Source organism: Nitrosomonas sp. Is37, from assembly GCF_033063275.1.
In the GTDB taxonomy this organism is placed as follows: domain Bacteria; phylum Pseudomonadota; class Gammaproteobacteria; order Burkholderiales; family Nitrosomonadaceae; genus Nitrosomonas.
The window spans coordinates 1-23,448 of sequence record NZ_JAWJYP010000001.1 but is presented as its reverse complement, the minus strand read 5'-3'; the positions used below and the strand labels follow the sequence as shown (position 1 = coordinate 23,448).

22 protein-coding genes are annotated in these 23,448 nt (G+C 46.4%); 10 read left to right on the top strand and 12 right to left on the bottom strand.

All coding sequences use genetic code 11. From position 1 onward, the window contains the following. Positions 1 to 23 precede the first annotated feature (23 nt). A complete protein-coding gene (locus tag R2Q26_RS00105; RefSeq protein WP_317534388.1) occupies positions 24 to 299 on the top strand; it encodes a DUF4242 domain-containing protein in 276 nt (91 codons plus the stop codon). Positions 300 to 336: 37 nt separating this feature from the next. After that, the gene (locus R2Q26_RS00100; RefSeq protein ID WP_317534553.1) at positions 337 to 2,097 is read left to right on the top strand and encodes a hypothetical protein; all 1,761 of its coding nucleotides are present in this window, start codon (positions 337 to 339) and stop codon (positions 2,095 to 2,097) included. Between the two features lie 203 nt (positions 2,098 to 2,300). Here R2Q26_RS00100 and R2Q26_RS00095 read toward each other — a convergent pair whose 3' ends face one another. Then, positions 2,301 to 2,948, bottom strand: a complete 648-nt coding sequence (locus R2Q26_RS00095) for a uracil-DNA glycosylase family protein (protein WP_317534387.1) — start codon at positions 2,946 to 2,948, stop codon at positions 2,301 to 2,303. A gap of 455 nt (positions 2,949 to 3,403) precedes the next feature. Here R2Q26_RS00095 and R2Q26_RS00090 point away from each other — a divergent pair, with 455 nt between their 5' ends. The 3 genes from R2Q26_RS00090 (at position 3,404) to R2Q26_RS00080 (ending at position 5,964) form a co-directional block, all read left to right on the top strand. Then, positions 3,404 to 4,084 carry a hypothetical protein gene (locus R2Q26_RS00090; protein WP_317534386.1) on the top strand — a complete coding sequence of 227 codons (681 nt, stop codon included), beginning with the start codon at positions 3,404 to 3,406 and terminating at the stop codon, positions 4,082 to 4,084. Positions 4,085 to 4,613: 529 nt separating this feature from the next. Then, positions 4,614 to 4,793, top strand: coding sequence for a hypothetical protein (locus tag R2Q26_RS00085; RefSeq protein ID WP_090572201.1), 180 nt, complete (start codon positions 4,614 to 4,616; stop codon positions 4,791 to 4,793). 52 nt (positions 4,794 to 4,845) lie between these two features. Then, the gene (locus tag R2Q26_RS00080; RefSeq protein WP_317534385.1) at positions 4,846 to 5,964 is read left to right on the top strand and encodes a tellurite resistance/C4-dicarboxylate transporter family protein; all 1,119 of its coding nucleotides are present in this window, start codon (positions 4,846 to 4,848) and stop codon (positions 5,962 to 5,964) included. 150 nt (positions 5,965 to 6,114) lie between these two features. On the opposite strand, the gene R2Q26_RS00075 is transcribed toward R2Q26_RS00080, so the two are convergent. After that, on the bottom strand, positions 6,115 to 6,564 hold the full coding sequence (locus R2Q26_RS00075; RefSeq protein ID WP_317534552.1) for a transposase: 450 nt from the start codon (positions 6,562 to 6,564) through the stop codon (positions 6,115 to 6,117). 607 nt (positions 6,565 to 7,171) lie between these two features. Between R2Q26_RS00075 and R2Q26_RS00070 the strand changes: the two genes are divergently transcribed. After that, the gene (locus R2Q26_RS00070; protein WP_317534384.1) at positions 7,172 to 8,332 is read left to right on the top strand and encodes a L,D-transpeptidase family protein; all 1,161 of its coding nucleotides are present in this window, start codon (positions 7,172 to 7,174) and stop codon (positions 8,330 to 8,332) included. A gap of 70 nt (positions 8,333 to 8,402) precedes the next feature. Here R2Q26_RS00070 and R2Q26_RS00065 read toward each other — a convergent pair whose 3' ends face one another. The 8 genes from R2Q26_RS00065 to R2Q26_RS15375 form a co-directional block, all read right to left on the bottom strand. Next, positions 8,403 to 8,852, bottom strand: coding sequence for a hypothetical protein (locus tag R2Q26_RS00065; RefSeq protein WP_317534383.1), 450 nt, complete (start codon positions 8,850 to 8,852; stop codon positions 8,403 to 8,405). A 191-nt stretch (positions 8,853 to 9,043) separates the two neighbouring features. Continuing rightward, entirely contained in the window at positions 9,044 to 9,565 is a 522-nt protein-coding gene (locus R2Q26_RS00060; protein WP_317534382.1) for a DUF3617 domain-containing protein, read from the bottom strand. A 177-nt stretch (positions 9,566 to 9,742) separates the two neighbouring features. Continuing rightward, positions 9,743 to 10,129 carry a hypothetical protein gene (locus R2Q26_RS00055; RefSeq protein WP_317534381.1) on the bottom strand — a complete coding sequence of 129 codons (387 nt, stop codon included), beginning with the start codon at positions 10,127 to 10,129 and terminating at the stop codon, positions 9,743 to 9,745. Beyond that, positions 10,075 to 11,118 carry a hypothetical protein gene (locus R2Q26_RS00050; RefSeq protein ID WP_317534380.1) on the bottom strand — a complete coding sequence of 348 codons (1,044 nt, stop codon included), beginning with the start codon at positions 11,116 to 11,118 and terminating at the stop codon, positions 10,075 to 10,077. The genes R2Q26_RS00055 and R2Q26_RS00050 overlap by 55 nt, the downstream gene beginning before the upstream one ends. Next, a complete protein-coding gene (tal, locus tag R2Q26_RS00045; protein WP_317534379.1) occupies positions 11,112 to 12,215 on the bottom strand; it encodes a transaldolase in 1,104 nt (367 codons plus the stop codon). The genes R2Q26_RS00050 and tal overlap by 7 nt, the downstream gene beginning before the upstream one ends. Positions 12,216 to 12,341: 126 nt before the next feature. Continuing rightward, positions 12,342 to 14,915, bottom strand: coding sequence for an alpha-glucan family phosphorylase (glgP, locus tag R2Q26_RS00040; protein ID WP_317534378.1), 2,574 nt, complete (start codon positions 14,913 to 14,915; stop codon positions 12,342 to 12,344). 293 nt (positions 14,916 to 15,208) lie between these two features. Then, entirely contained in the window at positions 15,209 to 15,634 is a 426-nt protein-coding gene (locus R2Q26_RS00035) for a PAS domain-containing protein (RefSeq protein ID WP_317534377.1), read from the bottom strand. Continuing rightward, positions 15,624 to 15,728 carry a DUF2934 domain-containing protein gene (locus R2Q26_RS15375; protein ID WP_090571817.1) on the bottom strand — a complete coding sequence of 35 codons (105 nt, stop codon included), beginning with the start codon at positions 15,726 to 15,728 and terminating at the stop codon, positions 15,624 to 15,626. The genes R2Q26_RS00035 and R2Q26_RS15375 overlap by 11 nt, the downstream gene beginning before the upstream one ends. An 859-nt stretch (positions 15,729 to 16,587) precedes the next feature. Here R2Q26_RS15375 and wrbA point away from each other — a divergent pair. After that, complete coding sequence (gene wrbA, locus R2Q26_RS00030) at positions 16,588 to 17,226, top strand: NAD(P)H:quinone oxidoreductase (RefSeq protein WP_317534376.1); 639 nt, start codon at positions 16,588 to 16,590, stop codon at positions 17,224 to 17,226. A gap of 221 nt (positions 17,227 to 17,447) precedes the next feature. Here the strand turns inward: wrbA and R2Q26_RS00025 are convergent, their stop codons facing one another. Together R2Q26_RS00025 and R2Q26_RS00020 are read right to left on the bottom strand one after the other, a co-directional pair. Further along, the gene (locus R2Q26_RS00025; protein WP_317534375.1) at positions 17,448 to 19,445 is read right to left on the bottom strand and encodes a glycoside hydrolase family 15 protein; all 1,998 of its coding nucleotides are present in this window, start codon (positions 19,443 to 19,445) and stop codon (positions 17,448 to 17,450) included. 16 nt (positions 19,446 to 19,461) lie between these two features. Continuing rightward, positions 19,462 to 20,088 (bottom strand): FMN-dependent NADH-azoreductase, encoded by a 627-nt coding sequence (locus tag R2Q26_RS00020; protein WP_317534374.1) that lies wholly within the window; start codon positions 20,086 to 20,088, stop codon positions 19,462 to 19,464. A gap of 544 nt (positions 20,089 to 20,632) precedes the next feature. On the opposite strand from R2Q26_RS00020, the gene R2Q26_RS00015 reads away from it, so the two are divergent. From R2Q26_RS00015 to R2Q26_RS00005, 3 genes are all read left to right on the top strand, one after another. After that, positions 20,633 to 20,953: a hypothetical protein gene (locus tag R2Q26_RS00015; protein WP_317534373.1), complete on the top strand. Its 321-nt coding sequence runs from the start codon at positions 20,633 to 20,635 to the stop codon at positions 20,951 to 20,953. Further along, complete coding sequence (locus R2Q26_RS00010; RefSeq protein ID WP_317534372.1) at positions 20,887 to 22,263, top strand: transposase; 1,377 nt, start codon at positions 20,887 to 20,889, stop codon at positions 22,261 to 22,263. Before R2Q26_RS00015 ends, R2Q26_RS00010 begins: the two co-directional genes overlap by 67 nt. Positions 22,264 to 22,332: 69 nt before the next feature. After that, complete coding sequence (locus tag R2Q26_RS00005; protein ID WP_317534371.1) at positions 22,333 to 23,157, top strand: transposase; 825 nt, start codon at positions 22,333 to 22,335, stop codon at positions 23,155 to 23,157. The last annotated feature ends 291 nt before the right edge of the window (positions 23,158 to 23,448 follow it).

Below are 23,448 nucleotides of genomic sequence, written 5' to 3'. Positions count from 1 at the left end.
TCTTTATTCCATAGGAGATAAAAATGCCGAAATATATCATCGAACGTGACATTCCTGGTGCTGGTTCTCTTACGCCACAGGATCTTCAGGCTATTTCGCAAAAATCCTGCAGTATTCTGAACAAGATGGGTCCGCAAATTCAATGGCTGGAAAGCTACGTAACGGATGATAAAGTCTATTGCCTCTACATCGCGCCCGACGAAGCTACTATCAAAGCACATGCTGATCAGGGTGAGTTTCCCGCGAATCGTATTTCTCGAATCAAAGCCGTGATTGATCCGACCACTGCCGAGAATTAATTCCAAAGACCCATACTTATTTAAGGAGATCATGTTCATGCAACTCCATATCATCCATCTAATAATAATTGGTCTGACCTTAGCCGCTGCAGGTGTCTCTGGCGCATTAGCAGAGACTGGCGAAGCGACTTCGGCCAGAAATCATGCAACTGCCGCAGAATCTGGCGCTGGTCACAAGCATGATATGCAATCCGGCATAACGGCTAAGTCAGATCCGAACGGTCAGCTTGCATCAAGCTTGCTGAACCTGGGTTCTCACACATTTCCGGTCAGTACCCGCAACAAATTAGCTCAACAGTACATCGACCAGGGGCTCAATCTTGCCTATGGATTCAACCATGCAGAAGCACGTCGCGCATTCCGGGAAGCGGCACGGCTCGATCCCACGCTCGCCATGGCTTATTGGGGTCAAGCGCTGGTACTGGGCCCCAACATCAACGCGCCGATGGATCCTAGGGATGAAGCGCCGGCTCTGGAACTCATCCAAAAGGCTGTAGCAAGCAAGGCAACAGCATCAGTGCGGGAGCAGGCGCTTATCGATGCGCTCGAAAAACGTTATACAGGAAAGCCTGAGCAACGGGCGGCAAATGACAAAGCCTATGCGGATGCAATGCGGGAAGTACATCAGCGTTTTCCGGACGATGATGATATTGCGACATTTTATATCGAATCAATGATGAATATCCATCCTTGGGACTATTGGATGCGTGATGGTTATTCACAAAAAGGGACGACTGAAATCGTTGCGCTCACTGAAGAAGTCATACGACGCAATCCGCAGCACCCGGGTGCGCTGCATATGTATATCCACCTCGTCGAGCCGACGAGTACGCCGGAACGGGCAGAAAAGGTGGCCGATACGCTGCTGACGCTGATGCCCGCCGCGGGACACATGATACATATGCCTTCGCACATCTATCTGCGCGTGGGTCGCTATGCCGATGCAATGAAAAGCAATCAACTTGCCATCGCTGCGGATGAGAATTACATCGCGCAGAGCCGCGCGCAGGGAATTTATCCGATGGTCTATTATCCGCATAACATCCATTTCCTGTCGTTTGCTGCAACGATGGATGGGCAAAGCAGGATTGCGATCGAATCGGCTCGGGAAGCGGCCAGCAGAATAGACGATGCCATGCTAAAAGATTTGCCATTGACCGCACTATTCCGTATGCAGCCATACTGGGCACTGGCAAGATTCGGGCGCTGGCAGGAGATCCTTGCCGAGCCTGCGCCGCCACCCACCAACGTATTTTTGAAAGGAAGCTGGCATTATGTACGTGGTCTCGCATTTGTCGCCACAGGGCAATTGCAACAAGCAGGGCAAGAGCTGGAGACGCTGCGCAAGATCATGCATGATCCATCACTGGACGGCCCGCTGCTATCGAAAAATACCCGCCGCACCATCTTGCGCGTTGCACCCGAAGTGCTCGCCGGTGAAATCGCCGCTGCGCATGGTCAATTTGATCAAGCCATCGCACACCTTGAACGGGCGGTTCGCCTTGAAGATGCCCTGGTGTACACGGAGCCATTGGAATTTCACTTTCCACCGCGGCTGGCGCTGGGTGCCATTCTGCTGGAATCAGGGCGTCCGGACGAAGCGGAAACAGTATATTGGGATGATCTGAGGAAAAATCGCAACAATGGCTGGGCGCTTTACGGGCTGATGCAGGCGCTGCGCGCACAGAAGAAAGACGATCAGGCAATGCTCATCGAAGCGCGCTTCAAAAAGGCTTGGGCACGTGCCGATGTAGAGCTCAGTGCATCCCGCTTCGGACGTCAAACGGTAACGAGGTGAAATCTATGCACATTTTCAATTCTTTTACCAAGTAACGTCTCCTTTCTGGTAGCTAACTGGACTGGAGTAACATACAGCCAGCTAGCAAGGGAGGAATTATGGGACAGGTACTGCACGGAAGCGCCCGAAGGGAGTTTCGGTCAAGCAGCCGCTCAGCAGGGTGAGTTATAACGAAGCCGGAGGCGATTTTCTTAATGAAAGGGTTAACTGTCACGTTTGAGTACCTCTGCTACCCGGGCTCGAAGAACAGGAATGAGTTCCTGCTCGAACCACGGATTGCGCTTGAACCACAGATTGTTGCGAGGACTCGGATGAGGGAGGGGAACAATATAAGGCCAGTTCTTCCGCCATGCTCGAACGGTCTCGGTTAGCGATGCACCTGCGTTCGGAAGGTGATAGGCTTGTGCGTATTGTCCTAATACCAGCGTGAGTTTGAGATTCTTCAAGTGTGACAGCAATGCTGCTCGCCACCTCAGAGCACATTCGGGCCGCGGAGGCAAATCGCCTGATTTGCCTGTTCCAGGAAAGCAGAAACCCATAGGCAGGATGGTTATCTGCTTAGCATCATAAAATATCTCGTGCGAAATACCCAACCAAGCACGCAATCTGTCACCGCTTGGATCATTGAACGGGATACCGGTTTCATGGACCCTCTTGCCTGGCGCTTGCCCTGCCAGCAGAATACGGGCTGATTCATGTATTTGGAAGACCGGACGCGGGCTGAGTGGCAACTGCTCGGCGCAAAATGTGCAGGCACGCACATCATTGATCAGCGATGCGAGGGAAGCCATGTAATCAGTGTAATTTATATACTCCTGTTTTAATGACCAGCCAGAAGATTGGTTAGTCATTTCGAAAAACTTTCTTTTCAACCGGCAAACTGTGAATTTGGCATATTACTAGCCAGTAGTCGATTAAAACTAATTCTAAAACGAGTACACAAATCGCCAATTGGCACAGAATCTTGCGCAGACTATAACCCACACCGCATAAGGCATGAGTTACATTTTTGCTTCTTTAACTTCATCGAATTCACCAGGAAACACGGGTTATTAATTTCAATTCTAGCAAATTCCAGGTGCAATCATTTATGAAATAAATGTGGAACAAATAAAAAGACAGAATGTCCATATTAATAGGAGGTATTAATTATCATTTCATCAACGAAATTTCTCTATTCCCAAATGGTGAATTTAAAGATCAGATTGAAAGAGCAAATAGGATTTAGCAAGATTAAATCTAAATAGATAGGTTTGTGTGTAGTTGATTTTAAATTAATCGAAGGATAAAAAGAGGAGAATATATTATGAATGATGACGGATTAAATCACGATCTTAACGATGATAAAGGCGGTTTGCGCGACGATACATCTGATGATAATCCCAATGGAAGCAACAATCACAAAGCATTTAAATTTGTGATTGAGAATAATAAGGTAGTCCAAGTATTTGAATTTAAAGATGGCCAATTAGAACCTAAAAATATTGATAATGATGATATTTTTGAAGTACAAGGCAATCAAGTAATTTTTACTGAGATCAAGCCATTTGGGCGTGAAGTCACGACATTTGTTGATGATAACGGTGATGGAATTTTTGTTCGTATTGCTGAGCAGCAAATCGTAGATCCTGGCGCACAAGCTCCATTTAAAATTCACGATCAATTAAGATTTGATCCTACTGATGATGATGATTTTATTGCTGTAACCGGAGGAGAGCATGTCCGTGGTGGAGGAGGTGCTGATGATTTTGTTTTCCGCGAACCAGATCATTTGGAGGTTGAAGATTTTCATCATGACCAAGGTGATAGATTAGTATTTGATACCGGACTTGGTTTGCAATCGAAAGAGCAATTGATGAGCTTTGTCACCGATCTGCATTTTCAAGGTGATAATTTGATTGTTAATTTCGGGTCGAATGTTTCAATCACATTAACTGGTGTGCATGAAGGTCAAATTAGTCTTGATGATGTGGTGGTATTGAGCTAATTTAGGGACAACTAATGGCTAACGGGAAATCAACTTGCCACAAAGATTTTACTTTTGATACACGCAGAAATAAGAAAGTTAAATCGTCAAGGCCATTAGTTGTTCTCCAAGTATGATCATTCAATCCAATTATTTTGAGAATAACGAGACTAATCCAAAATAAAAAGTACAGAAAAATATTGCCCCTATCCAGTAATTCTTGCCAATACTTCGTGTTGCGCCTTGCCCTGCACTCGCAAAATCACACACTCCATCCCACCTCTAACTGAGGAATCTAGGTTCAATAATTGAAAAAACTCGCTTTTTTAGAGTAGGTAAGATACTCTAAAAAGTAAGAGTACATTGCAAGAATATAGGTAATTCCATTTCTAAATCAAACCTGATTTTGTCGGCTTCACCTTGTCGTATTATTATACTGTCTGCGGCTCGCCTTCGCGTCATTTTTGATTTAGGAAATAGAATAAGTTTACGGGTAGCTTTTTAAGCTCTAAAAGTTAAACTGACTTTTATCAAGAATTTCAAATTCATAATGAAGAAAAGACAGATATTGAGTGTGGTTACTTTCCTGCTAATACCGCCGTTGTTATCGGGTTGCTGGACTTTGGTTGCAGCAGGTGCGGGTGCCTACGGAGGATATAAAATGAAAGAGAAGGGTTATACTTTACAAAACCCGATTACTAAAGAGAAAAGTAAGCAATCAAGTCAGTAAGATTTCTGGTCTTACTACTGTTCGAACAGGCAATGGTTAGGTTGACGCACTCATGAAACAGCGCAGTTGCATCATTGGTGACGGCATAAGGAATTTTCACCTGGCCTATTTTGCCATGGTGATGGCTACCGGCATCGTGTCGATTGCCTTTGAAGCGATGGCTTTCCCCAGCATCGCCAGGGCGCTGTTTACACTGAATCTGATTTCTTATCTGATTTTGTGCACCATTCTGACTGTACGGATAGTGTTTTTCCTGCCAGATTTAATGGCGGACCTCAGGACTCTGCGGCGTGCAGTGCTTTTTCTGACGTTTGTGGTTGGCACCAATACCATCGGCATGCAGCTTATCACCTTCCATCAAACGGCGGAATTGGCCGTGTTATTATGGCTTATTGCCCTGATTGGCTGGGTCGTATGCATCTATTTCATTCTCCTTGATTTTGTTTCTATGCGGGGGAAACCCATGTACAAAATCGTAAATGGCGCAACCTTACTGATTGTCGTTAGCACAGCATCGGTATCCATGTTAGGTGTCCGCCTTCTGGAGGCAACGGGTATACATGCGGAGTATGCTTATTTTATGGCAGGGAGTTTCTGGGCGCTGGCTTTTATCCTGTATTTGATGATCGTGACGTTGTTAATTTATCGACTGTTTTTCCAGCGATTTGAACTTAACGAATGGGATGCCCCTTACTGGATCTGCATGGGAGCAACGGCAATCATCACTCTGGCGGGTGCCGAGTTGGCTATGCGCATGCCAATTCTGTCAGCATGGCAAGGTATTTGGCTGGCTGTTTTGTGGATGACTGTTTTTGCATGGATTATTGGAACAATGTGGATTCCTTATCTTTTGGTCATGGATATCCTAAAATTCACTCGTGTGGGTATCGCAGCTTCAGCACCGCTATGGATAAAAACTTTTCCATGGGCTAGACTGGCGTTTGGTAGACAATTTCATGCCTACGATCCGCCTTCCTGGAGCAGAGTCTTTCCCATGGGGATGTATGCGGCCAGCACACTTTCTCTGGCGAAAGTGACTAGCTTTGGCTCACTGGCGATTATTTCCCAATATTGGAGTTGGTTTGCATTGCTAATCTGGTCGCTGACATTGATAGGTATGCTACGCACTGTTTGCTCTGGAATTAACATCGTGACCATTTCTCCACGTTGAGATGAACCCAGATTTTCCATTAGAACCAATTAAGGTGTGAATATTGAGTTAAATTTAACGGGAAGATCAAACGTTTTAGATTGATTCTAAAACCATCGATCCATTCACGTTGTTGTATGGCCACGGCCAGTAATGATCTTTTCCCGGCCCTCATGAGTGATGTAGCCAGCTTTGGCAAAGAAGCTTATAGTGCAGGATTTTGAGGGTATGTTGAACATCAGGCCTGCCTGAAACCGCATCACTTCTTAGTACCGCTTGGCGAAACAGGCTCATCAAATTGTAAATCAGTATTTCTGTCATTAAAGCAGCTTCAGTCGTCCAGAAATCTCTGAGATTAAAGCTTTCCCCACCAAAATCATATTTCAGTTCTTTGATACGGTTTTCACTGTCAGTACGGCTACGATACAAACGCCAAAGTTCTGTTGCAGGTAAATCCATATCTGTGGCTAGCGCACTATAGTGGTATTGAGCAAAAACTGGATCATCTGCAAATATAGACAATGTCTTACCCTTGACATCAGGTTGCTTATCAATCTTTTGTCGAATACCCACTATCCGCCGTGGTTTTTTCCAACTTGGTGCCTGATAATCAAAACCAATCAGCTCTATGCCATCACCCAGTGCCCATCAATAGTGCTCACCAATCCGTCTCTTCTACCAATGCTCTTTGCAATGGCTGGTTGAGACGCAAGGCAATTAGATAATGCATGCTACGTTGATCTAAATTGTCCAGGAACGCACTATTACTAAAATCACTGTCAGATTGAAAGCATGAACTGCAAAAGCAACTGAATGGATGCATAGTCTCTATTATGTTTCTAATTAGCAACAAAAAAAGTATTTTAAAAACATGATGTTATATATCATATATTAAAATGCGTCTCTAAATAACGACAAAATAATTCTTTAATAAACATAGTGTTATGTATCATATATATATCATGCATAGAAACAAATTAATTAGTGGCGACATTTTTCTCATATTTTACTTATCAAATGTTATGTAACTAATTGATTAATGATGAGTATATGTTGTGGCATGAATCATGCTTGTATATCAGAATACGCTAATCCGCTAATCCGCTAAATTATCCTTATTTTTAACAAGTTATTGTAATAGCTTTCATTAAAAAATCTTCCTCATGGAAAACCTGGGATGAATTCATGTAATCTAACTTTTTTGATTTGCAGATGAATGGAACAGCAGATGAGTAGAATACTTTCGTCAATGTTACGTTCCGCTTTGATGTGTGGCCTGCTCGGCATCTTTTTCTTTCTCGGCGGCTGTCAGCCATTTTTGACCAGACCATTGGAGTCACCCATTCCAGTGGCTAAGCCGTTGCCTGTTCCGGTAGCCAGTCATGAGTTCAGTTTCGACTCCGCGCGTGAGGACGTGGTCGGCATGCTGCAGGTCATCACCACCAACAAGGAAGACACGCTCTCCGATATTGCCCGGCGGTTCAACCTTGGATACGAAGAGATAGTGAGCGCCAACCCAGGTGTCGATCCCTGGTTACCGGGAGAAGGCACTGAAATCGTGATTCCCACCCAGTTTGTGCTACCGGATGCACCACGCAAAGGCATCGTTATCAATCTCGCGGCAATGCGGCTATTTTATTTTCCGAAGACCAAAGACGGTGAGCCACAGAAAGTTATCACCCATCCGCTTGGCATTGGACGCGTGGGATGGAGAACGCCGGAAGGGGTGACTAAAATTTCCTCCAAAGTAGAAAATCCCGCTTGGATACCGACCCCCTCTATTCGTAAAGAACACGCGGAAAACGGTGATTTACTGCCCGCTATCGTACCGCCTGGGCCGGACAACCCGATGGGTACCCACGTGCTGAGACTAGCCTGGCCGAAATACGCTATACATGGCACCGACAAACCGCCGAGTATCGGGCTGCGTGGTAGTCACGGTTGTCTGCGCATGTATCCAGAAGACATCGTGCGTATTTACAATGAAGTACCGGTTGGCACACCGGTGTGCGTAGTAAATCAGCCTCGCCTGCTGGGCTGGCGCAGCCATGAGCTGTATTTGCAAGCCTATCCTATCTTGGAAGATGACAAACGAGATAATAACAAACTGTTCATCAAGAAATTGTTGAATGTCACACGCTCAACTCCGAAGGCAAAGCTTGCTTTGCGGCGCCAGACCAAGATCAACCCGGCCCTGCTCAAGGAAGTTATCCAGAATCCACGCGCCATAGCCATCCCGATTACGCAGCCGAATATAACTTTACAGACCTATCTCGATCGCACCGGGCGCGTGCAGAATATCCTGCCGCTTAATGCGACTTGGGATGGTGACATGAGCAGACAATTTACCGCGGCTGAAGTACTGGAGATGGCGGATAAGGAACCGTAGCCCAGAACAAAGGATTAAGTTTATCTATAGTCAGTTTTTTCTAGGTGGCATTGTTGTTACCTCTCGTGTTTTACCAAATACGAGTTAGTCTGATGCCGTGATATTTGGCATTATCCTCTATTACCACCTGCCAGCCTTTGTATGGGGTAGTGAAAAGGTAACTGCTCAAAATTGCCAATAGCTGCACCGGCCACAACGTCGTGCGCATGAACTCGGCGGAGGCAAATGAAAGGGAGGCCGTGACCGAAGGAAAGCTGTGCTTACCTCCGTTGGGTCGTTCCTCATCAATGGTATATTTAAGGCTATAAGTGACACCGAGGGTTAAGGCGACTGAGTCACCAAGTTGGAGCGCGCCTGTGCCGTCCTTATGGGCGAGCGCCAATCTCGCGCCGGTTGTCGGTAACACAAAGCGCAAAACATCGCCTGCCAACTCTACTGTGTCGCTTGCTTGACTGTTCACACTTGTAAGAAATGCCATTAACCCTAAGGCTATGAAACCAGTTTTGTGTGCAGCTTGCATCTCAGTCCCCAGACAAACCCCGGCAGATTAGCAGGCGATTGTCAGCAGTCCCCCTCTTTCCAAGCGTGTCGTTTTTTAGCGCAGTGGAGTCAAAAGGATTGCCAATTGCAAAGAGCAAAGCCATGAGTGGACTTGTCGTCCAATTTAGCAACTGCTTTGGCAGGCCGCAACGTAATCGCCCTTTATATACATTATGGCAAGGGCTTCACTACTTCACATCGCTCACTGATCCAGCGGCCCTCGGTATCGGCTTTAGTGTAGAGTGGCGCGCCTTGTACCACGCTGTCGAATTCTGTTCGCCCGCTGAAGCTTTCAGGGGTGATAAAAACACCTTCCGCGTAACCATTGCCTTTAAATTGGGGATTATCACACGTCAGCTCCATTTGATAGCGGTTCCCTGTTCGGCTGGCATTCTTGACCGTACAGCCAGACTGATTTTCATAAAAATAGGTAGGCACCTCCTGTTTGGCCATTTCCGGTGTAATGCAGACATTGGAGGTGGCCGTGCCATTGCGGATTTGAGGCATCTCCAATCCATACTGCCTGGCCAACTTGGTCAACTGCTGCATTTGCTCCGAGGGAATATGGGGCACCAATGCCAATAAATCAGACTTGGTCGTTACCTCCCATAATCCTGGTCGAATGATGTTCTCCCCCCAGCTCGAAGTCGACAGGGCCCCTGACAATAAGATAAATAAAACAATCTTGCGCATAGTGATTCCTCAAACTACCTCAGCTATGATGAAATATTCGGACTGATATGTTTTGGCTTGCTCATGACTTCAACCAACGATTGCTCAGCACATGATAACAAAGTACTGCTTTTATCCCAATTTTCCATTCTCTTTATTTCTCTTTCTGCTGTTATAAGGGTAGCTGAAGATTCCTTATCAACCATCGGGAACTGATTCCAGCCAGGTGCAATGCTCGGCTACTCCTGGGTCCACATCGCTATGACCAATCCCTTTGGCGATAAGACCAATTACTCTCGGATCATTGTCATATTCGGTATGAGCGGAAAAGGGATTGGCAAATTTTCCAACAAAGATATTTGTAATACTGGTTACGTTCAGAATGGCATTAGTCAGGACTGGACAGAGACGTGAATCCACGTACTCATTCATAAAGCTGGGAGGTAGCGCGTAGCTAAATAAATCGTTGGGATCGCTGAAGGCAATGAGATGAGTTTTACTGAAGAGCTTTTCCGCTTCATGGGTAGCTTTCAGGCTACAGATATCGGCAATTCGACCAGTAACTTCCGGTTTGGGCTGTCCCATTTGCAAGAGGGGCAATTGGTTGGAAAGCATAAAAACCGTAAATTCCTTTTGTTGTAAGTGGTGTTTTTTTTCAGGAAACTGCTTGTTGTATTTGTTTGAAGAGGAGTTGCAGTGGTACTCTGGGGATTTTGCAAATCCTCTGCAAGAGCGGCTTTGAACTTAGTGATGTCACTGAGGATACTCGCTATCCATTGTAAAGCATCCACAGTAATTCGACTTCCGAGACTGTGAGTTATAAAAACGAACTCATCATCTAGCTGGTCAAGGCTGGTAGGAGCAGTTCCATCGCAGAATTGGGCAGTCTTAGTCTTAAGTGATGCCCAGCTCTCACTCATGAGCCAGCAGAGCGACTGACCAACAGAAACATGGATCTTTTGCCGTGAGGTACTATTGAACATCATCACATCGGGAATAGTGTCATTGACAAATACCTTCATGATATTGTTGAACGGTGCGCGCCGGAAGGAATACTCACCGGAGTTATCAAAGCTAATGGTTTGTTTCTCCTTTGCTATAATTGAATCCCAAGTGAGTTCTGCGAAAATAATTTCCCTGCTTTCATTGGCATTTATGTAACGTGTCAGGCGGAGCAATCCCAGTTCCTGGTTTGGATACTTAGGATGAGTGATGGTAATCTCCTTGATTGTTTCCTGGACATGATTGAGAGAGAGGGCCTGCACCAAGTTTTCAGTCAGGCGGGTAGAATAACCTGGCTGATGAGAACCAATCCCATGTACCACCAGCACCTTAAGTACAGGATGATCACTTTTGCTTGCTTGAGCCAGCTGCTCCTGCCGCTTTAACTTTGCTTCCAATCCCTCGAGCGAACGACCGCGTATATAGCACTTCCGGGTATCCTCTTCCTTGCCTTGTCCGCTAAGGACTGCTTCAGTGACCCCTTTAGCGAAGCTGACGCAGCCCGAAACAAGTACTGTAAGGAGTAAAGGAGAGAACTTTGCAATGACTCTTGGGATAACAGGGGTCACCATTGGCTTAAGCGCTCCAGCAATTTATCGAAAGGGACAGCAAATTTTTGCACACCTTCCACTTCCAATTGCTCGCTGACTGCCTCCAGGTCAATTCCAATTTGATAGAGTTTTTCTGGCAAGCTACGGGCTTCATCTAATTCCAGCTCAATGCGCAATGCTGGCTGACCATGATCACGATAAGCAATCAGTGTTTGTAGTGGCATCGTGTTAATCGTATCCTTAGCGATTAAAGGTTCGACATATTTGGTATCGCTGTAAATCGGATCTTTAGTTCCGGTACTCGCCCATAGCAGACGCTGGGTGCGTGCACCATGGCTGGATAAGGATTGCCAGCGCTTATCTTTAATCCATTGCTGATAGTGCTGATAAGCAAGGCGTGCACAAGCGATGGCAGCTTTACCCCGTAAAGCACCTGCAGATTTGTAGTCAGTAATTCTGTCAAGCTCATCCAGACGTTTATCCACCAATACATCAATGCGACTCAGGAAAAAACTGGCAACGGAAGTAATATGATCAACAGGCTTATGCTGGGCCACGCGGATTTCCAGTCCCGCCAGGAATGCATCGACTACCTGCCGATAACGTTCCAGACTGAACAATATCGTTACATTGATGTTGATACCCGCGGCAAGCAGATGCGTGATGGCAGGTAATCCTGCCTGGGTTGCCGGTACCTTGATCAGGATATTAGGCCGGTTAAGCGCTGTCCATAGCCGCTCAGCTTCGCTGATGGTTTGTTCCGTGTCATAAGCAAGATGGGGTGAGACCTCCAGACTGACAAAACCTTCATGACCGTTTGATTCATCGTAGAGCGGTCGAAACAGTTCGGCAGCCCGAGCTACGTCTTCTAAGGCAAGTGCTTCATAAATTTCTTTTGGTGGCATACCACGACGCGTAAGCAATGTGATTGCTTCATCGTAGTCATGGTGTTCGCTGATCGCCTTTTCAAAAATGGCTGGGTTGGAAGTTATCCCTGCCAAGCCGTCTTTCTCTATCATTCTGGCAACTTCACCATTTATCAGCATGTTACGCTGGATGTAGTCGAGCCAGACGTTCTGGCCGAGTGCTTTGATCTGCAGTAATGGATTAACATTCATAATATACCTCCCAATTTTTAGTCCATGGTATTGATGTCAGGTTCTAGGGATTGGTAGCACCTTTGGTGGTAATCGCTATAACTGAACTCAATTAGTAACTCATGCTCAATCCCCGGTTAAACACTATCATTGTGAATTTCTATGCAACACTGCCGTACCTGACCACCAGTGAATCAGGTTGTTCTCAATGGGAGTACAAGCATCTGGATGGTACGCCACGCAGCGAGGCGTGAAATCAGTGTAAGGACGTGTGGTAGGTAAATTACTTCTATAAAGGAAGCCATTTAAAGCACCCGGAATGCTAGCGTGGCGTCGCATTGTCTCGCAAACAGGCGCTTCGCTATCTAGCGGGTTTGCATATAGCTGGATCTGGACAAAATCAGGTAAAACTTCCCCTAGATAAATCTGTACTTCAAATACCCAGCCATCCTTTTCTTCCGATACCGTCAGATTACCCCAATGTACCTGATGCCAATTTCGCCTTAACTGTTCATTCCACAAACGAAGTTTTTTAGCAATGACGCTTCCTTGGGCTGTTCGTTGTTGAAAGATGATGGCAGCGGGAAGATACAACTTTTCAACATATTCGCGTACCATGCGATTGCTGCTGAACTGCGGAGCGAGATGAGCCATACTGGCGCGCATGCGGGCAACCCAAGCTCGGGGAATACCCGTTGCATCGCGATCATAGAACATCGGTACAATTTCTTCTTCGAGAAGATGGTAGAGCTGTTCGGCTTCCACGTCGTCCCAGCCCGCTTCAGTATGTTCTTTGCCATCACCTAACGCCCAGCCAACTTCCGGTGTGTAGGCTTCGGCCCACCATCCATCCAATTCCGAGAGATTTAAACCACCGTTCACCAATACTTTCATACCGCTGGTGCCACTGGCTTCCCACGGTCGGCGTGGCGTGTTGATCCATACATCCACGCCTTGCACCAGCTCCTGTGCGAGGGCAATATCGTAATCTTCGAGAAATATTACAAGTTTACGGACAACTGGTTGAGCAGCAAATTGCGCCCATTGCTGAATGAAGCGTTTTCCTTCAATGTCGGCAGGGTGCGCTTTGCCAGCAACAACGATTTGTACCGGTCGTTGTGCATCAGTAAGTATTCGAATCAGGCGGTTAACATCATGCAGCAACAGGTTGGGGCGCTTGTACGCGGTGAAACGCCGTGCAAATCCGAGTGTTAGCACATTGGGGTCAAGAATCTGGTCAACCTGATTAATAGTCTCCTTCTCTGCGCCCCTTTGACTCAATTGCAAGCGAAGTCGTTGCCGTGCCTGACGCACCAAGTCAGCACGTTCTTGTCCACACAAGACCCACAGCGTTGCATCATCCAGTTTGTTAATTGCGTTGGCAAGCATTTCTTCCGTGCCGAGCCAGCGGTCCTTGCCACAAGATTGTGTCCAAATTTCATCGGCCCAGGGAGAATCCCATGATGGCACATGCACACCGTTGGTCACATAACTTATGGGTATTTCACACTCAGGCCAATGGGGGTAGAGAACTTGGAAAATACTTTGGCTAACTTTGCCATGTAGGCGGCTTACACCATTTATCCTGCCGCAAGTTCGTGCCGCCAGATAGGCCATATTGAAGGGCTCATTGCCATCTTGCCCATTTCGACGGCCCAGCGTCACTAATTCCTCAGGTGCTACACCGAGGTCTTTGGTATATATCAAACCATATTTTGCTAGCAACTCACGTGGAAAGGTATCGAAACCGGCTGCCACCGGCGTGTGTGTGGTGAAAATGTTGCCTGGTCGTGTGGCCCAAAGTGCCTCCCAAAAATCTATTTGCCGTTTCTCACTGAAACAGCGAGCGCGTTCCAGTGTAACGAAAGCGGCATGCCCCTCATTCAGATGACAGACATCAATTTCCAGTCCTAATGCTTCAATTAACCGCCAACCACCTATTCCTAGAACGATCTCCTGCACCAGACGAATTTCTTCTCCACCGCCATAGAGTTTGCTGGTAATGCCGCGATCACGCGCACTGTTAAGGAGATTGTTACTATCGAGTAAATACAAGCTAACCCGCCCCACTCGCGCTTCCCAAACCTGCAAGCGTACCGTTCGCCCAGGTAACTCGATGGGTATGTGTAACCAAGCACCGTCATGAGCCAGTACTGGGCGTAGCGGTAAACTGCTAGAATCATTATAAGAATAAATTTCCTGCTGCCAGCCATTTACATCCAATACTTGTCGAAAATAACCTTCTTGATAGAGAAGACCGATCGCGGTTACGGGCACGGCCAGATCACTGGCGGCCTTGAGGTAGTCCCCCGCCAGTATACCCAGACCGCCTGCATACAATGGCAAAGCCTTACCCAAACCAAATTCCATACTGAAATAGGCGATCCCCTTAAGTTTGGCTTCGGCATGCACTTCTCCAAACCAACCACGGGAATCACAGGAGCCATTGCGCGCCTTGGTTAAACTATTAAGAAGGTGTTGCTTAAATTGCGTGCTTTGATTTAATTCTTCCAGTCGTCCGCGCGACAAGTTTTGCAACACAACAAATGGATTTTCAGTTTGTTCCCATAATTGTGGGTCCATTGTTTTCCATACCTCATCGCCAGCATGACTCCAGGTCCAGCGCAAGTCTGTGGCCAGATCTGCAATCTGTTCAACCAGTGGCAACAGATCAGCGGGCAAATCCTGCAAGTAATACATCATTAGACGGGGGATCTTCATGAGTTTTTTTTGCACTCCTTCCATTACCGATAGCATACTTATGAGTTATGAGCGTATTGTCCCTATCTTGCTCCCAATCGTGACCCAAGGGGTATGAAAAAGACCACTTTCAGCCAGTTATTCTCGTCTCTGCATCCGTTCCCCTCGCGCCAGGGGGCTCGCTATGATTTTTTAGCGAAACTTCGTTTTCACAATCTCATAGTAGCCCGCCCGTGGCAACAAGGCACTCAGAAGAAATAAGCGATAAAGAATGCTCTGCGCTACAGTTGAAATGCTGAGGCGGGTGAGGGCCGTTAATCCAAAATAGTACTAACTTGCTTGGTTTCTTTATGCAAAGTATTTCCTTGATAGATTGGATAGATCATGACAATCAGGCGGTGTAAACCGTGATTTTTTACATCGCTAAAAAATAGTTTTCCTGCAAAATGTACCCCGCTCATACTCACCACTTCAAAATGATGTCCTATGCGTGAAAGAAGGCGCAAATAGGGGTTAATCCGTTCTCCTTTTAGTAGCTCGATTTTCGCCAGCTTTGGTAATAACTTGGAGATATGAAGTTTCGGCAAATTCTTGGGTGAACAACCCAATAACTTCGCGCCCGCCTCGTTGCAATCGCGAATCAAGCCATCATCAGAAAGTATCAGAACTGCATGCTCGTTTTCGATATTTTCAGCTTTAGTGTCGAAACCGTTTCTTGGTTTCGTTCTGCTAGTACTCATTGTTTTCCCTCCATTCTGCAGTCAACCAATCATCCCGTTCATGTCCTGCTTCAAATCCTCTGGCCTGTACCTTGTAATAAACTGAAACAGCAATACGAGGGTAAGATCTTCCTCATTTGCACACTGTTATTCCATTTCTAAATCAAGTCTGACTGTGTCAGCTTCTCCTTACCGTATTATTTATACTGTCTGCGGCTCGTCTTCGTGTCATGTTTGATTTGGAAATGAAATTAGATCCACTGCCTGTGAGCGACGTTTTCTTCCGGATATTCTTTGCAAGGGGTTTAATAGACTCTATCTTTGTCTCCTCTTTAATAAAGCAACCCAATTAGTAGGGTGAAAGACAAATATAATCTTGGTATTACATTACTATGCCAGTGACCTAATTTGACAATTTATAGAAAAATAGAAGGCAATTAAATACGTATAAATACGTAGTGATTATCCGGGTTCTTCAATTGGTCGGGAAAAGCTGAACAAATTCCCGTTTGAACCTGAAAATCAATTGGATGGGGTGGGAGGGTGATCCAGGTGAAGGCAAGACGCTCGGCACGAGCCTGGGTCGATACAAGCCAGGACTATTTTAAGATTGAGATTATCTGACAAACCCGAGCCATCAGACTGTCCGGTCGGAGACCACCAAAATTCTCCCACCAGTTTTTCAAGGTTTTCAGATCAATGGGCTGCAGTGCTGCTGAGCTGGGTCATTCATCGATTTGCAAAATTTTCTGTTCTTGTTTTTTTAAGCATTATGCTGAGATCAAATTAAGGTTCTTGCTTATTTTAATTTCCTTCAAGGAAAAGTAACTTTTGATTTGGTCAAGCGTGATTTGAAGTCAGTCACTGCTGTAGCATCGGTCATGCGTCATAGCATGGTATTTATACATCAACAGTGAAAGTGCATATGAGCAAGATCGAAAGCGACGTGTCAGTGAACGCAAGTATTGAGACTATTGCACGACCCCACAAAATCAGGAGGTAATATATATATGACAAAGATTCTTGTTCTTTATTACAGCATGTATGGGCACATCGAAACCATGGCGAAAGCAGTGGCTGAAGGTGCGCGCAGCGTTGAAGGCACCGAGATCACCATCAAACGCGTGCCTGAGCTGATGCCGGAAGAGGTGGCGCGAAAGGTTGGTGCCAAGCTCGATCAGGCAGCACCAATCGCGACAGTAGACGAGTTGCCAAGCTATGATGCCATCATCTTTGGCACTCCAACACGTTTTGGCAATATGTGCGCACAGATGCGCAATTTTCTTGATCAGACCGGCCGCTTGTGGCTCAGCGGTAGTTTGATTGGCAAGGTGGGCAGTGTGTTCACATCCACAGCCTCACAGCACGGCGGACAGGAAACTACAATCACTTCGTTCCACTCCACATTGTTACATCAAGGCATGATTATTGTGGGTGTTCCCTATTCTTGTCAGGAGATTCTGAACATGAGTGAAATTACCGGCGGATCGCCTTATGGGGCGAGCACGCTTGCAGATAGTGATGGCAGTCGCCAACCGTCGGAGAACGAATTAAAAGTTGCTCGTTTCCAGGGAATCCATGTTGCGAAAATAGCCAGAAAGTTATCAGCTTAATGAATTGCTTGAAGAGGGACACATCCAAAGGTAGTCCTGTTCAGTAAAACATGAGTGCTTTTCACTTGTATTCAACAGGAAAATAGAAAGGGAGAAAATAGATTATGAAAAAAACGAATAATCTTTATTGTCCTACATGACCTTCGGCTAACTATCCCTCAATGGACAATGAAGGCACGTGCACCAAAGCCAATTGAAGTTTTATGATCATTCCTTTCCGGTTATTCCCGGTTCATTTGATATTTCGGACGACCGCAAGCGGAACATTTTTCTATTTCAAGAAGTTTGCTGAGATATTCGTGCACTACCGCAATGTATGTGGCGTGACTCCATGTCAAAGGTGAAACCGAAAGAGGGATATTGGTATCCGGGTGTATCTGTTCCGCCAGGACTCCGCTTGACAACGCGTGTTTTTCCACCCATTGCATAATTCCTAATGCCTTTTTTAAATCGTCTTTTTGGCAGGCTGTCGCGATGTAATACTGAGCCAGCCATAGGGTGGTTATGAACCAGGGATTGCCGGCTGTATTTTCACTGGCGCGGTAGTATGCATCATTTTCGTAGCGGGCCAACCCGCCGACATGCGTTCTGCACCATAACGTTTCATAAACCTGTCGCATAGTGTTCTTTACCTTTTCATCATGAGGATCATAAGCGCCGAACGCGAAAATGCCATACAGACTTGCATCGAGGGTCCGATCGATCTCGCTTGATCCATCTTCTTTGAAATTAATCATTCGGCAGAATCTTTTTTCCCGCTCGAGATAAAGATAAGTGTCCATTGCCTCACGCATTTGACGTGCGCCCCGGCGGTATTCTTCCGCGAGTTCCGTTTCGCCAAAGGATTCTGCGAAATGTGCCGCTGCAGTTAAGCCGCCAAAGACCGCCGCTGCTGTGAACGTAAGTACGCCGCGGCGTTCTTCCCAGAGATCGTAACTTGGTAGGGGTAAGGCAGTGTCGGCATCACGGTAGTTCATCATGAAATCGGCGGCATTCTTAATGAAGGGTTTATAGAGCGGTTTAATGAATTCGATATCGTGAAATTTTCTATAGTGATGCCACAGCGCCCAAATAACCAGGGCCGTTTCATCTTCTTGAATGGGAAGCTGAACTTTGTCATCCTTCTGCCAAGGATGCCAGGAACTTGCCGGAGATCCCGACGGATTATATTTATGGAGAAAATAACCATTTTTCTCCATAATCCCAGCGCAGAAGTTAAAAAAGTTTCTTGTGATTTCTGAATAACCTGCCAGATCCAGCGCATAGGCAACCAGTGCGGCGTCTCGCGGCCACATATAACTATAAGTATCGCGATTGAAATGTATGGCATCAGAATCGTTCGCTGCAATAATGCTGCCGCAATTATTTATTTGGGTGCGGCAGATCAAAAGACTTTTTCGGTAAAGGTGGGCGGTTGCTTCCGGGAGAAGATCATAATTCAATTTTTCTTTTTCTACCCACAGTTTCCAATAATCCGCGGTACGTTTAATAATTGCCTCGGGTCCCGTTTTTCTAACGACAGAGTTTAAATGTTCTACTTCACTCCAGTTCGTTCCAGCACATATCCAGTAATAACCTGTGTCGCTTGCATTTTTTTCCACGAATAAATGAATGGCAGCGACAGAATCTACCGAGCCCTGTGCAATAGGATTCCGGCTCAGTACGCCGTCTTCGGCATCTTTCCATGTACCTGTATCGTATTTGGAATCTTTGTTGCCGGTTGCAAAAAAATCGATGCCTGGTTTTTTATTTGCAAAAGTATTGATCAGAAAGTAGCGATTCGCCTTGTAATGAAGCAGAACATTCTCCTCTGGTCGAAAAGCGGCAGTATCACCGATATCGTTGCCGAGAATAGAAAAATTCTGTGCCAGAAACAAGCGTACTTCTTTCTTCTCGCCGGAGAAATTCTGTACAGTCAGTTTTTTTAAATAAATATTCTCATGAAAATCGACCAGATCGTTAGCGATGATTCTCAGTTTCCATGTATCGTGAGTTAGCTCAACATTCGTTATCAATGTCTTCTCAAGATAATTCTTGGTGATTCGCCATCCATCCGGAATCCAACTAAAGTTGCCGTTGACCCATACACCGAAGCGAAAAGGCCGTTCCCCGATGTGGTTTTCTTCTCCTACGTGCGGGAAATGAAATTCCCGCAGGCGGTAATTTCCGTCGAATGCTACAAGAATATTTCCGTTACCAACCGGTATGTCACGAGGCACCGTTTTTCTCCTTCGACTAAAATTCTTTTGCTACGCTTGCTGCCTTAGTTTTGGCTTCTTCTATTCTAGCCTTTTGCAAATCGACATCCATATCCATGGGCTGGGCAATAATGAAACGGATATCTATCAGCCCGACAAACCCGAAGATGGTACGCAAATACGGCTCCTGGAAATCAAAATCGCGGCTGGGACTTTCCGGCGTGTAATCGCCCCCGCGACTGGTAATCACTACCATCTTCCTGTCTTTGACTAAACCTTCTACCCCGCTGTCCGTGTAGCGGAAGAGATATTTTGGTTGAACAATAATGTCGATGTAATGTTTCAGTGGATAGGGGATGTTGAAATTCCACATCGGCGTACTGAGCAGATAGGCGTCTGCTGAAAGGAAGCGTTCGATATGCGCGATGATCTCTTCCCAGGCTTCCTTTAAATCTCCATATAATTCTTTACCGCCTAGCAGCACATATTTGCCATCCACCCGCTTCATAGTCAGCGAAGGCAGTTGTTCTTTTGTGAGATCCAGTTCTTCAATAACCCATTCGGAATGACTCTGTTTAAATGCATCCAGAAAGACGCGTGATATTTGCAGGGTTCTGGAATCCATCCCCCGGGGTGTAGCGATAATATGCAATAGTTTTTTCATCTCTTAACTTCCTTTCATGGCGTTCCCGGGAGAATGATAAAAAATAAATAAACGCCTTTTTGCTAAGTTCCGATGGTTCAATAGATTATCGAAATATGCTGGCTAAAAAAATACGTACAAACGCGTAAGACCAGCTCTTATCGAAGAGTCATCAAAAATAATTTCTTTTTAGCTGAAGCTATGCAGTCATCTCTGAGAACCCTTTCAATTTATATAAGTATAGACATTGAGGAGGATTCAACAGTTATAGAATTTGCCAGAATGGAGGTTGTTATTCCATTTCTAAATGGAACCTGATAATCCTCTAGCCAGCCTCCTCGCAGCCAGTTGTTAGACTGGTTGCTCCAATAACGGAGAGGAGACTGACATGCAACATTACTGCGGAATTGATTTACACTCAAATAATCATGTATTGGTTGTAATAGACGAAGAAGACAAACGCGTGTTTGAGAAGCGGTTAACCTATTTTCCTCAGTTAAACTTATAAAAATAGCCGTAAATGTAGTACTGTAAAGGTTTTGCGGTTGAATGAAGGAATCACCCAATGGGTGAAAAAGATTTTGAGGAAAAAGGAGTGGTAAAGGCGGTAGACAGCGCTGTGCAGAAGATGGGGCAAGCTGCACAGGAGTTGTGCTTGTCTACCCCTGGTGGTCGATTTCATGTACGCTGGGATGAAAACGGAAGTGCCACAGCCATGGGTCAATTGGCATTTTTTGCCGAGTTCTTGGAAGTTACCGGATTATTTTCTCGCTGGGCGGATGGTGTCCTCTTACCTACACCAGTCCAAATGCACCTAAGGTGGTTGATATACTGGGCACATGGTTGTTGTCGATTCTGGATGGGCAGCGGCGTTATGCGCACATAGCCGGGCTACGTGGCGATGAAGTTGCACCTGAGATACTTGGTATGGGCAAGATTGTCAGCGATGAGAGCTTACGCCGTGCGCTGAGTGCGCTTGCACCCGGCTTACCCAAGCGTTGTGATGAAGCACAACGTGCTGCCTGCCTGGCCCAGGTAATGAAGAGTGCGATCTGGATGGACACAGCGCTAAGTGAGAGTACTCGTGAGGCCTTGAGTACTGCTTGGATTCTTGACGCTGATACCAGCGTCAAGCTGTTGTATGGCCGCCAAATAGGTGCTGAGATCGGCTACAATCCCAGGAAGCCAGGGCGACCAAGCCACACTCTGCATACTTACTGGATCAGCAATGTTCGGCTGGTGCTTGATGTTGAAGTGCAAAACGGTAAATCCCATACTCCCAAACATAGCCTACCCCGTCTGCGGCAGCTGATCGAAGGGCTTGCTCCTGAAAAGCGTCCCACGCTGGTGCGTGGCGACAACGCTTTTGGCAACGAAGGAGTGATGGCTGAAATGGAAGAGATTGATCAGCGTTATTTGTTCAAGCTTCGCCAGACTGCTGGGATTAGGCGTTTGATCGAGCGGAAATGGCAGCAAAATCAGTGGCAGAATGTAGGGCAAGGCTTCTATGCAGTGGAGGACGAGCTCCGACTGGCAGGCTGGAGTCGCGCGCGACGAGTAGTGGTACTGCGACGTCAGGTGAAAGGCAATCTGGCAGCCGAGGTGAACTCTGATGCTCAACAGAGAACGCTGCACTTCGTTGACCATTCAGACAAGATTAAACTCTGGGAACATACTGTACTGGTTACCAATGCGGACTACTCCCTGGAAGCTTTTGGTCAGCTATACCGCGATCGAGCAGATTGTGAAAATGGCTTTGATGAATTGAAGAATCAATGGGGCTGGGGTGGTTATACCACCCATGACCTGGAACGCTGCAATCTCTCAGCACGGGCAGTCGCACTGATCTACAATTGGTGGAGTTGGTATGTTCGCCTGGCACACCCCAGAACGCACCTGGAAGCAATTACGAGTCGCCCTATGCTGCTAAGCGGTGTTGCTCGCCTGACTCGGCATGCAGGTCAATCTCGTCTATTGCTGACGTTGGCTCATGAAGCCGGGAATCAGATCAAAGTAATGATCTCCAATATCCGCAACGGTCTTGACTCAATTCTGGCAAATGCGCCTCAGTTGTCAAAAATGGAGCGATGGCCTACTTTGGTACGCTACATTGTCAACAAAATTATTGCTGCCAGATCAGAAAATCCTCCAGTTCTCAATTCGCCAACCTTTCATTTGGCTTCCAGTTCGGGTTAAAAGAGGAATTTAGGTTTAAGCAATGACTTATCGCTAACACTTAAAGCGCTTTCCCCTTATCGGGAGAGCTTGCAATGCATTGCTGTGGAATCTACCTTCAACTGGTACTGGTTGGTCGATGGCCTGCAAGCCCATGGCTATTCTCTGCAGCTAGTGAATACGGCTGCGGTCACGCAATATGATGGATTGAAATACAGCGGTGACCATCATGATGCCTTCCACTTGGTGCATCTGCTGCGTCTGGGCATTTTGCCAACGGGGTATATTTATCCCAAAGCACAGCGAGCGGCCAGCAACCAACTGATTAGCGTGCAAAGCCAGATATGGCGTTCAACGGGGATTCGGATAAAATCAGAACTATTACGCCGGGCCGACTTTAAGCCACCACAAGTAGATAGCTACACGCTGCAAGCGATTCAGGCAGGTTTGGTGGTCTATCATGCTATTCAACGAGAAATCGATGCGATGGAACAATCTGCGCATCAAGCAGTAAAACTAACCAGGGAATTTGAGATACTGCAAACAATCAGAGGTATCGGAAAAATACTGGGATTGACCATCATGCTGGAAACAGGAGACATCCATCGTTTTGACAGTGCGGGCAAGTTTGCCTCCTATTGCCGCTGTGTAGATAGCCTGCGCACCAGCAATGGCAAAAAGAAAGGGGCAGGCAATGCTAAAGCAGGCAACAAATATCTCTCCTGGGCCTTTTCTGAAGCAGCGCATTTTGCTGTGCGTTATGAACCGCTGGCGCAGCGATTCTATGAACGAAAGAAGGCGAGATCGAATGGCATCATTGCTATCCGGGCCGTTGCCCGGAAGCTGGCAAGAGCCAGCTGGATGATGCTTAAGCATCAACAACCCTATGAGGCCAGGCTGATGTTTCCAGATTAAGTTTGGACGACCGGGATGAGCCAGGGCTGAAATCTGGCCTAACCATAAGCCTGATTGGACATCCCGGTTAACCATTGTTGTTTACGTTTCGCCCAAACCGTGAGCTGTATTGAGTCTGGACAGCCAAAGCTGAGCCATGAATTCTGTAAAAATATTTTGGACACGGTTTGGTACTGAAGATTGTGTGGGGTAGCGAGCTACCAAGGGCGGGGATACTAGAGCATTCTGCACTTAAATAGAGTCGATAAGGGATTCTCAAAGGATGAGATATAGTTGATGATCTTGCTATAA

What these genes read in the sequence shown, in the direction of transcription:
- R2Q26_RS00105 (WP_317534388.1), top strand. Translation starts at nt 24, where the DNA reads ATGCCGAAATATATCATCGAACGTGACATTCCTGGTGCTGGTTCTCTT.
- R2Q26_RS00100 (WP_317534553.1), top strand. Translation starts at nt 337, where the DNA reads ATGCAACTCCATATCATCCATCTAATAATAATTGGTCTGACCTTAGCC.
- R2Q26_RS00095 (WP_317534387.1), bottom strand. Translation starts at nt 2,948, where the DNA reads ATGACTAACCAATCTTCTGGCTGGTCATTAAAACAGGAGTATATAAAT.
- R2Q26_RS00090 (WP_317534386.1), top strand. Translation starts at nt 3,404, where the DNA reads ATGAATGATGACGGATTAAATCACGATCTTAACGATGATAAAGGCGGT.
- R2Q26_RS00085 (WP_090572201.1), top strand. Translation starts at nt 4,614, where the DNA reads ATGAAGAAAAGACAGATATTGAGTGTGGTTACTTTCCTGCTAATACCG.
- R2Q26_RS00080 (WP_317534385.1), top strand. Translation starts at nt 4,846, where the DNA reads ATGAAACAGCGCAGTTGCATCATTGGTGACGGCATAAGGAATTTTCAC.
- R2Q26_RS00070 (WP_317534384.1), top strand. Translation starts at nt 7,172, where the DNA reads ATGAGTAGAATACTTTCGTCAATGTTACGTTCCGCTTTGATGTGTGGC.
- R2Q26_RS00065 (WP_317534383.1), bottom strand. Translation starts at nt 8,852, where the DNA reads ATGCAAGCTGCACACAAAACTGGTTTCATAGCCTTAGGGTTAATGGCA.
- R2Q26_RS00060 (WP_317534382.1), bottom strand. Translation starts at nt 9,565, where the DNA reads ATGCGCAAGATTGTTTTATTTATCTTATTGTCAGGGGCCCTGTCGACT.
- R2Q26_RS00055 (WP_317534381.1), bottom strand. Translation starts at nt 10,129, where the DNA reads ATGGGACAGCCCAAACCGGAAGTTACTGGTCGAATTGCCGATATCTGT.
- R2Q26_RS00050 (WP_317534380.1), bottom strand. Translation starts at nt 11,118, where the DNA reads ATGGTGACCCCTGTTATCCCAAGAGTCATTGCAAAGTTCTCTCCTTTA.
- tal (WP_317534379.1), bottom strand. Translation starts at nt 12,215, where the DNA reads ATGAATGTTAATCCATTACTGCAGATCAAAGCACTCGGCCAGAACGTC.
- glgP (WP_317534378.1), bottom strand. Translation starts at nt 14,915, where the DNA reads ATGAAGATCCCCCGTCTAATGATGTATTACTTGCAGGATTTGCCCGCT.
- R2Q26_RS00035 (WP_317534377.1), bottom strand. Translation starts at nt 15,634, where the DNA reads ATGAGTACTAGCAGAACGAAACCAAGAAACGGTTTCGACACTAAAGCT.
- R2Q26_RS00020 (WP_317534374.1), bottom strand. Translation starts at nt 20,088, where the DNA reads ATGAAAAAACTATTGCATATTATCGCTACACCCCGGGGGATGGATTCC.
- R2Q26_RS00015 (WP_317534373.1), top strand. Translation starts at nt 20,633, where the DNA reads ATGGGTGAAAAAGATTTTGAGGAAAAAGGAGTGGTAAAGGCGGTAGAC.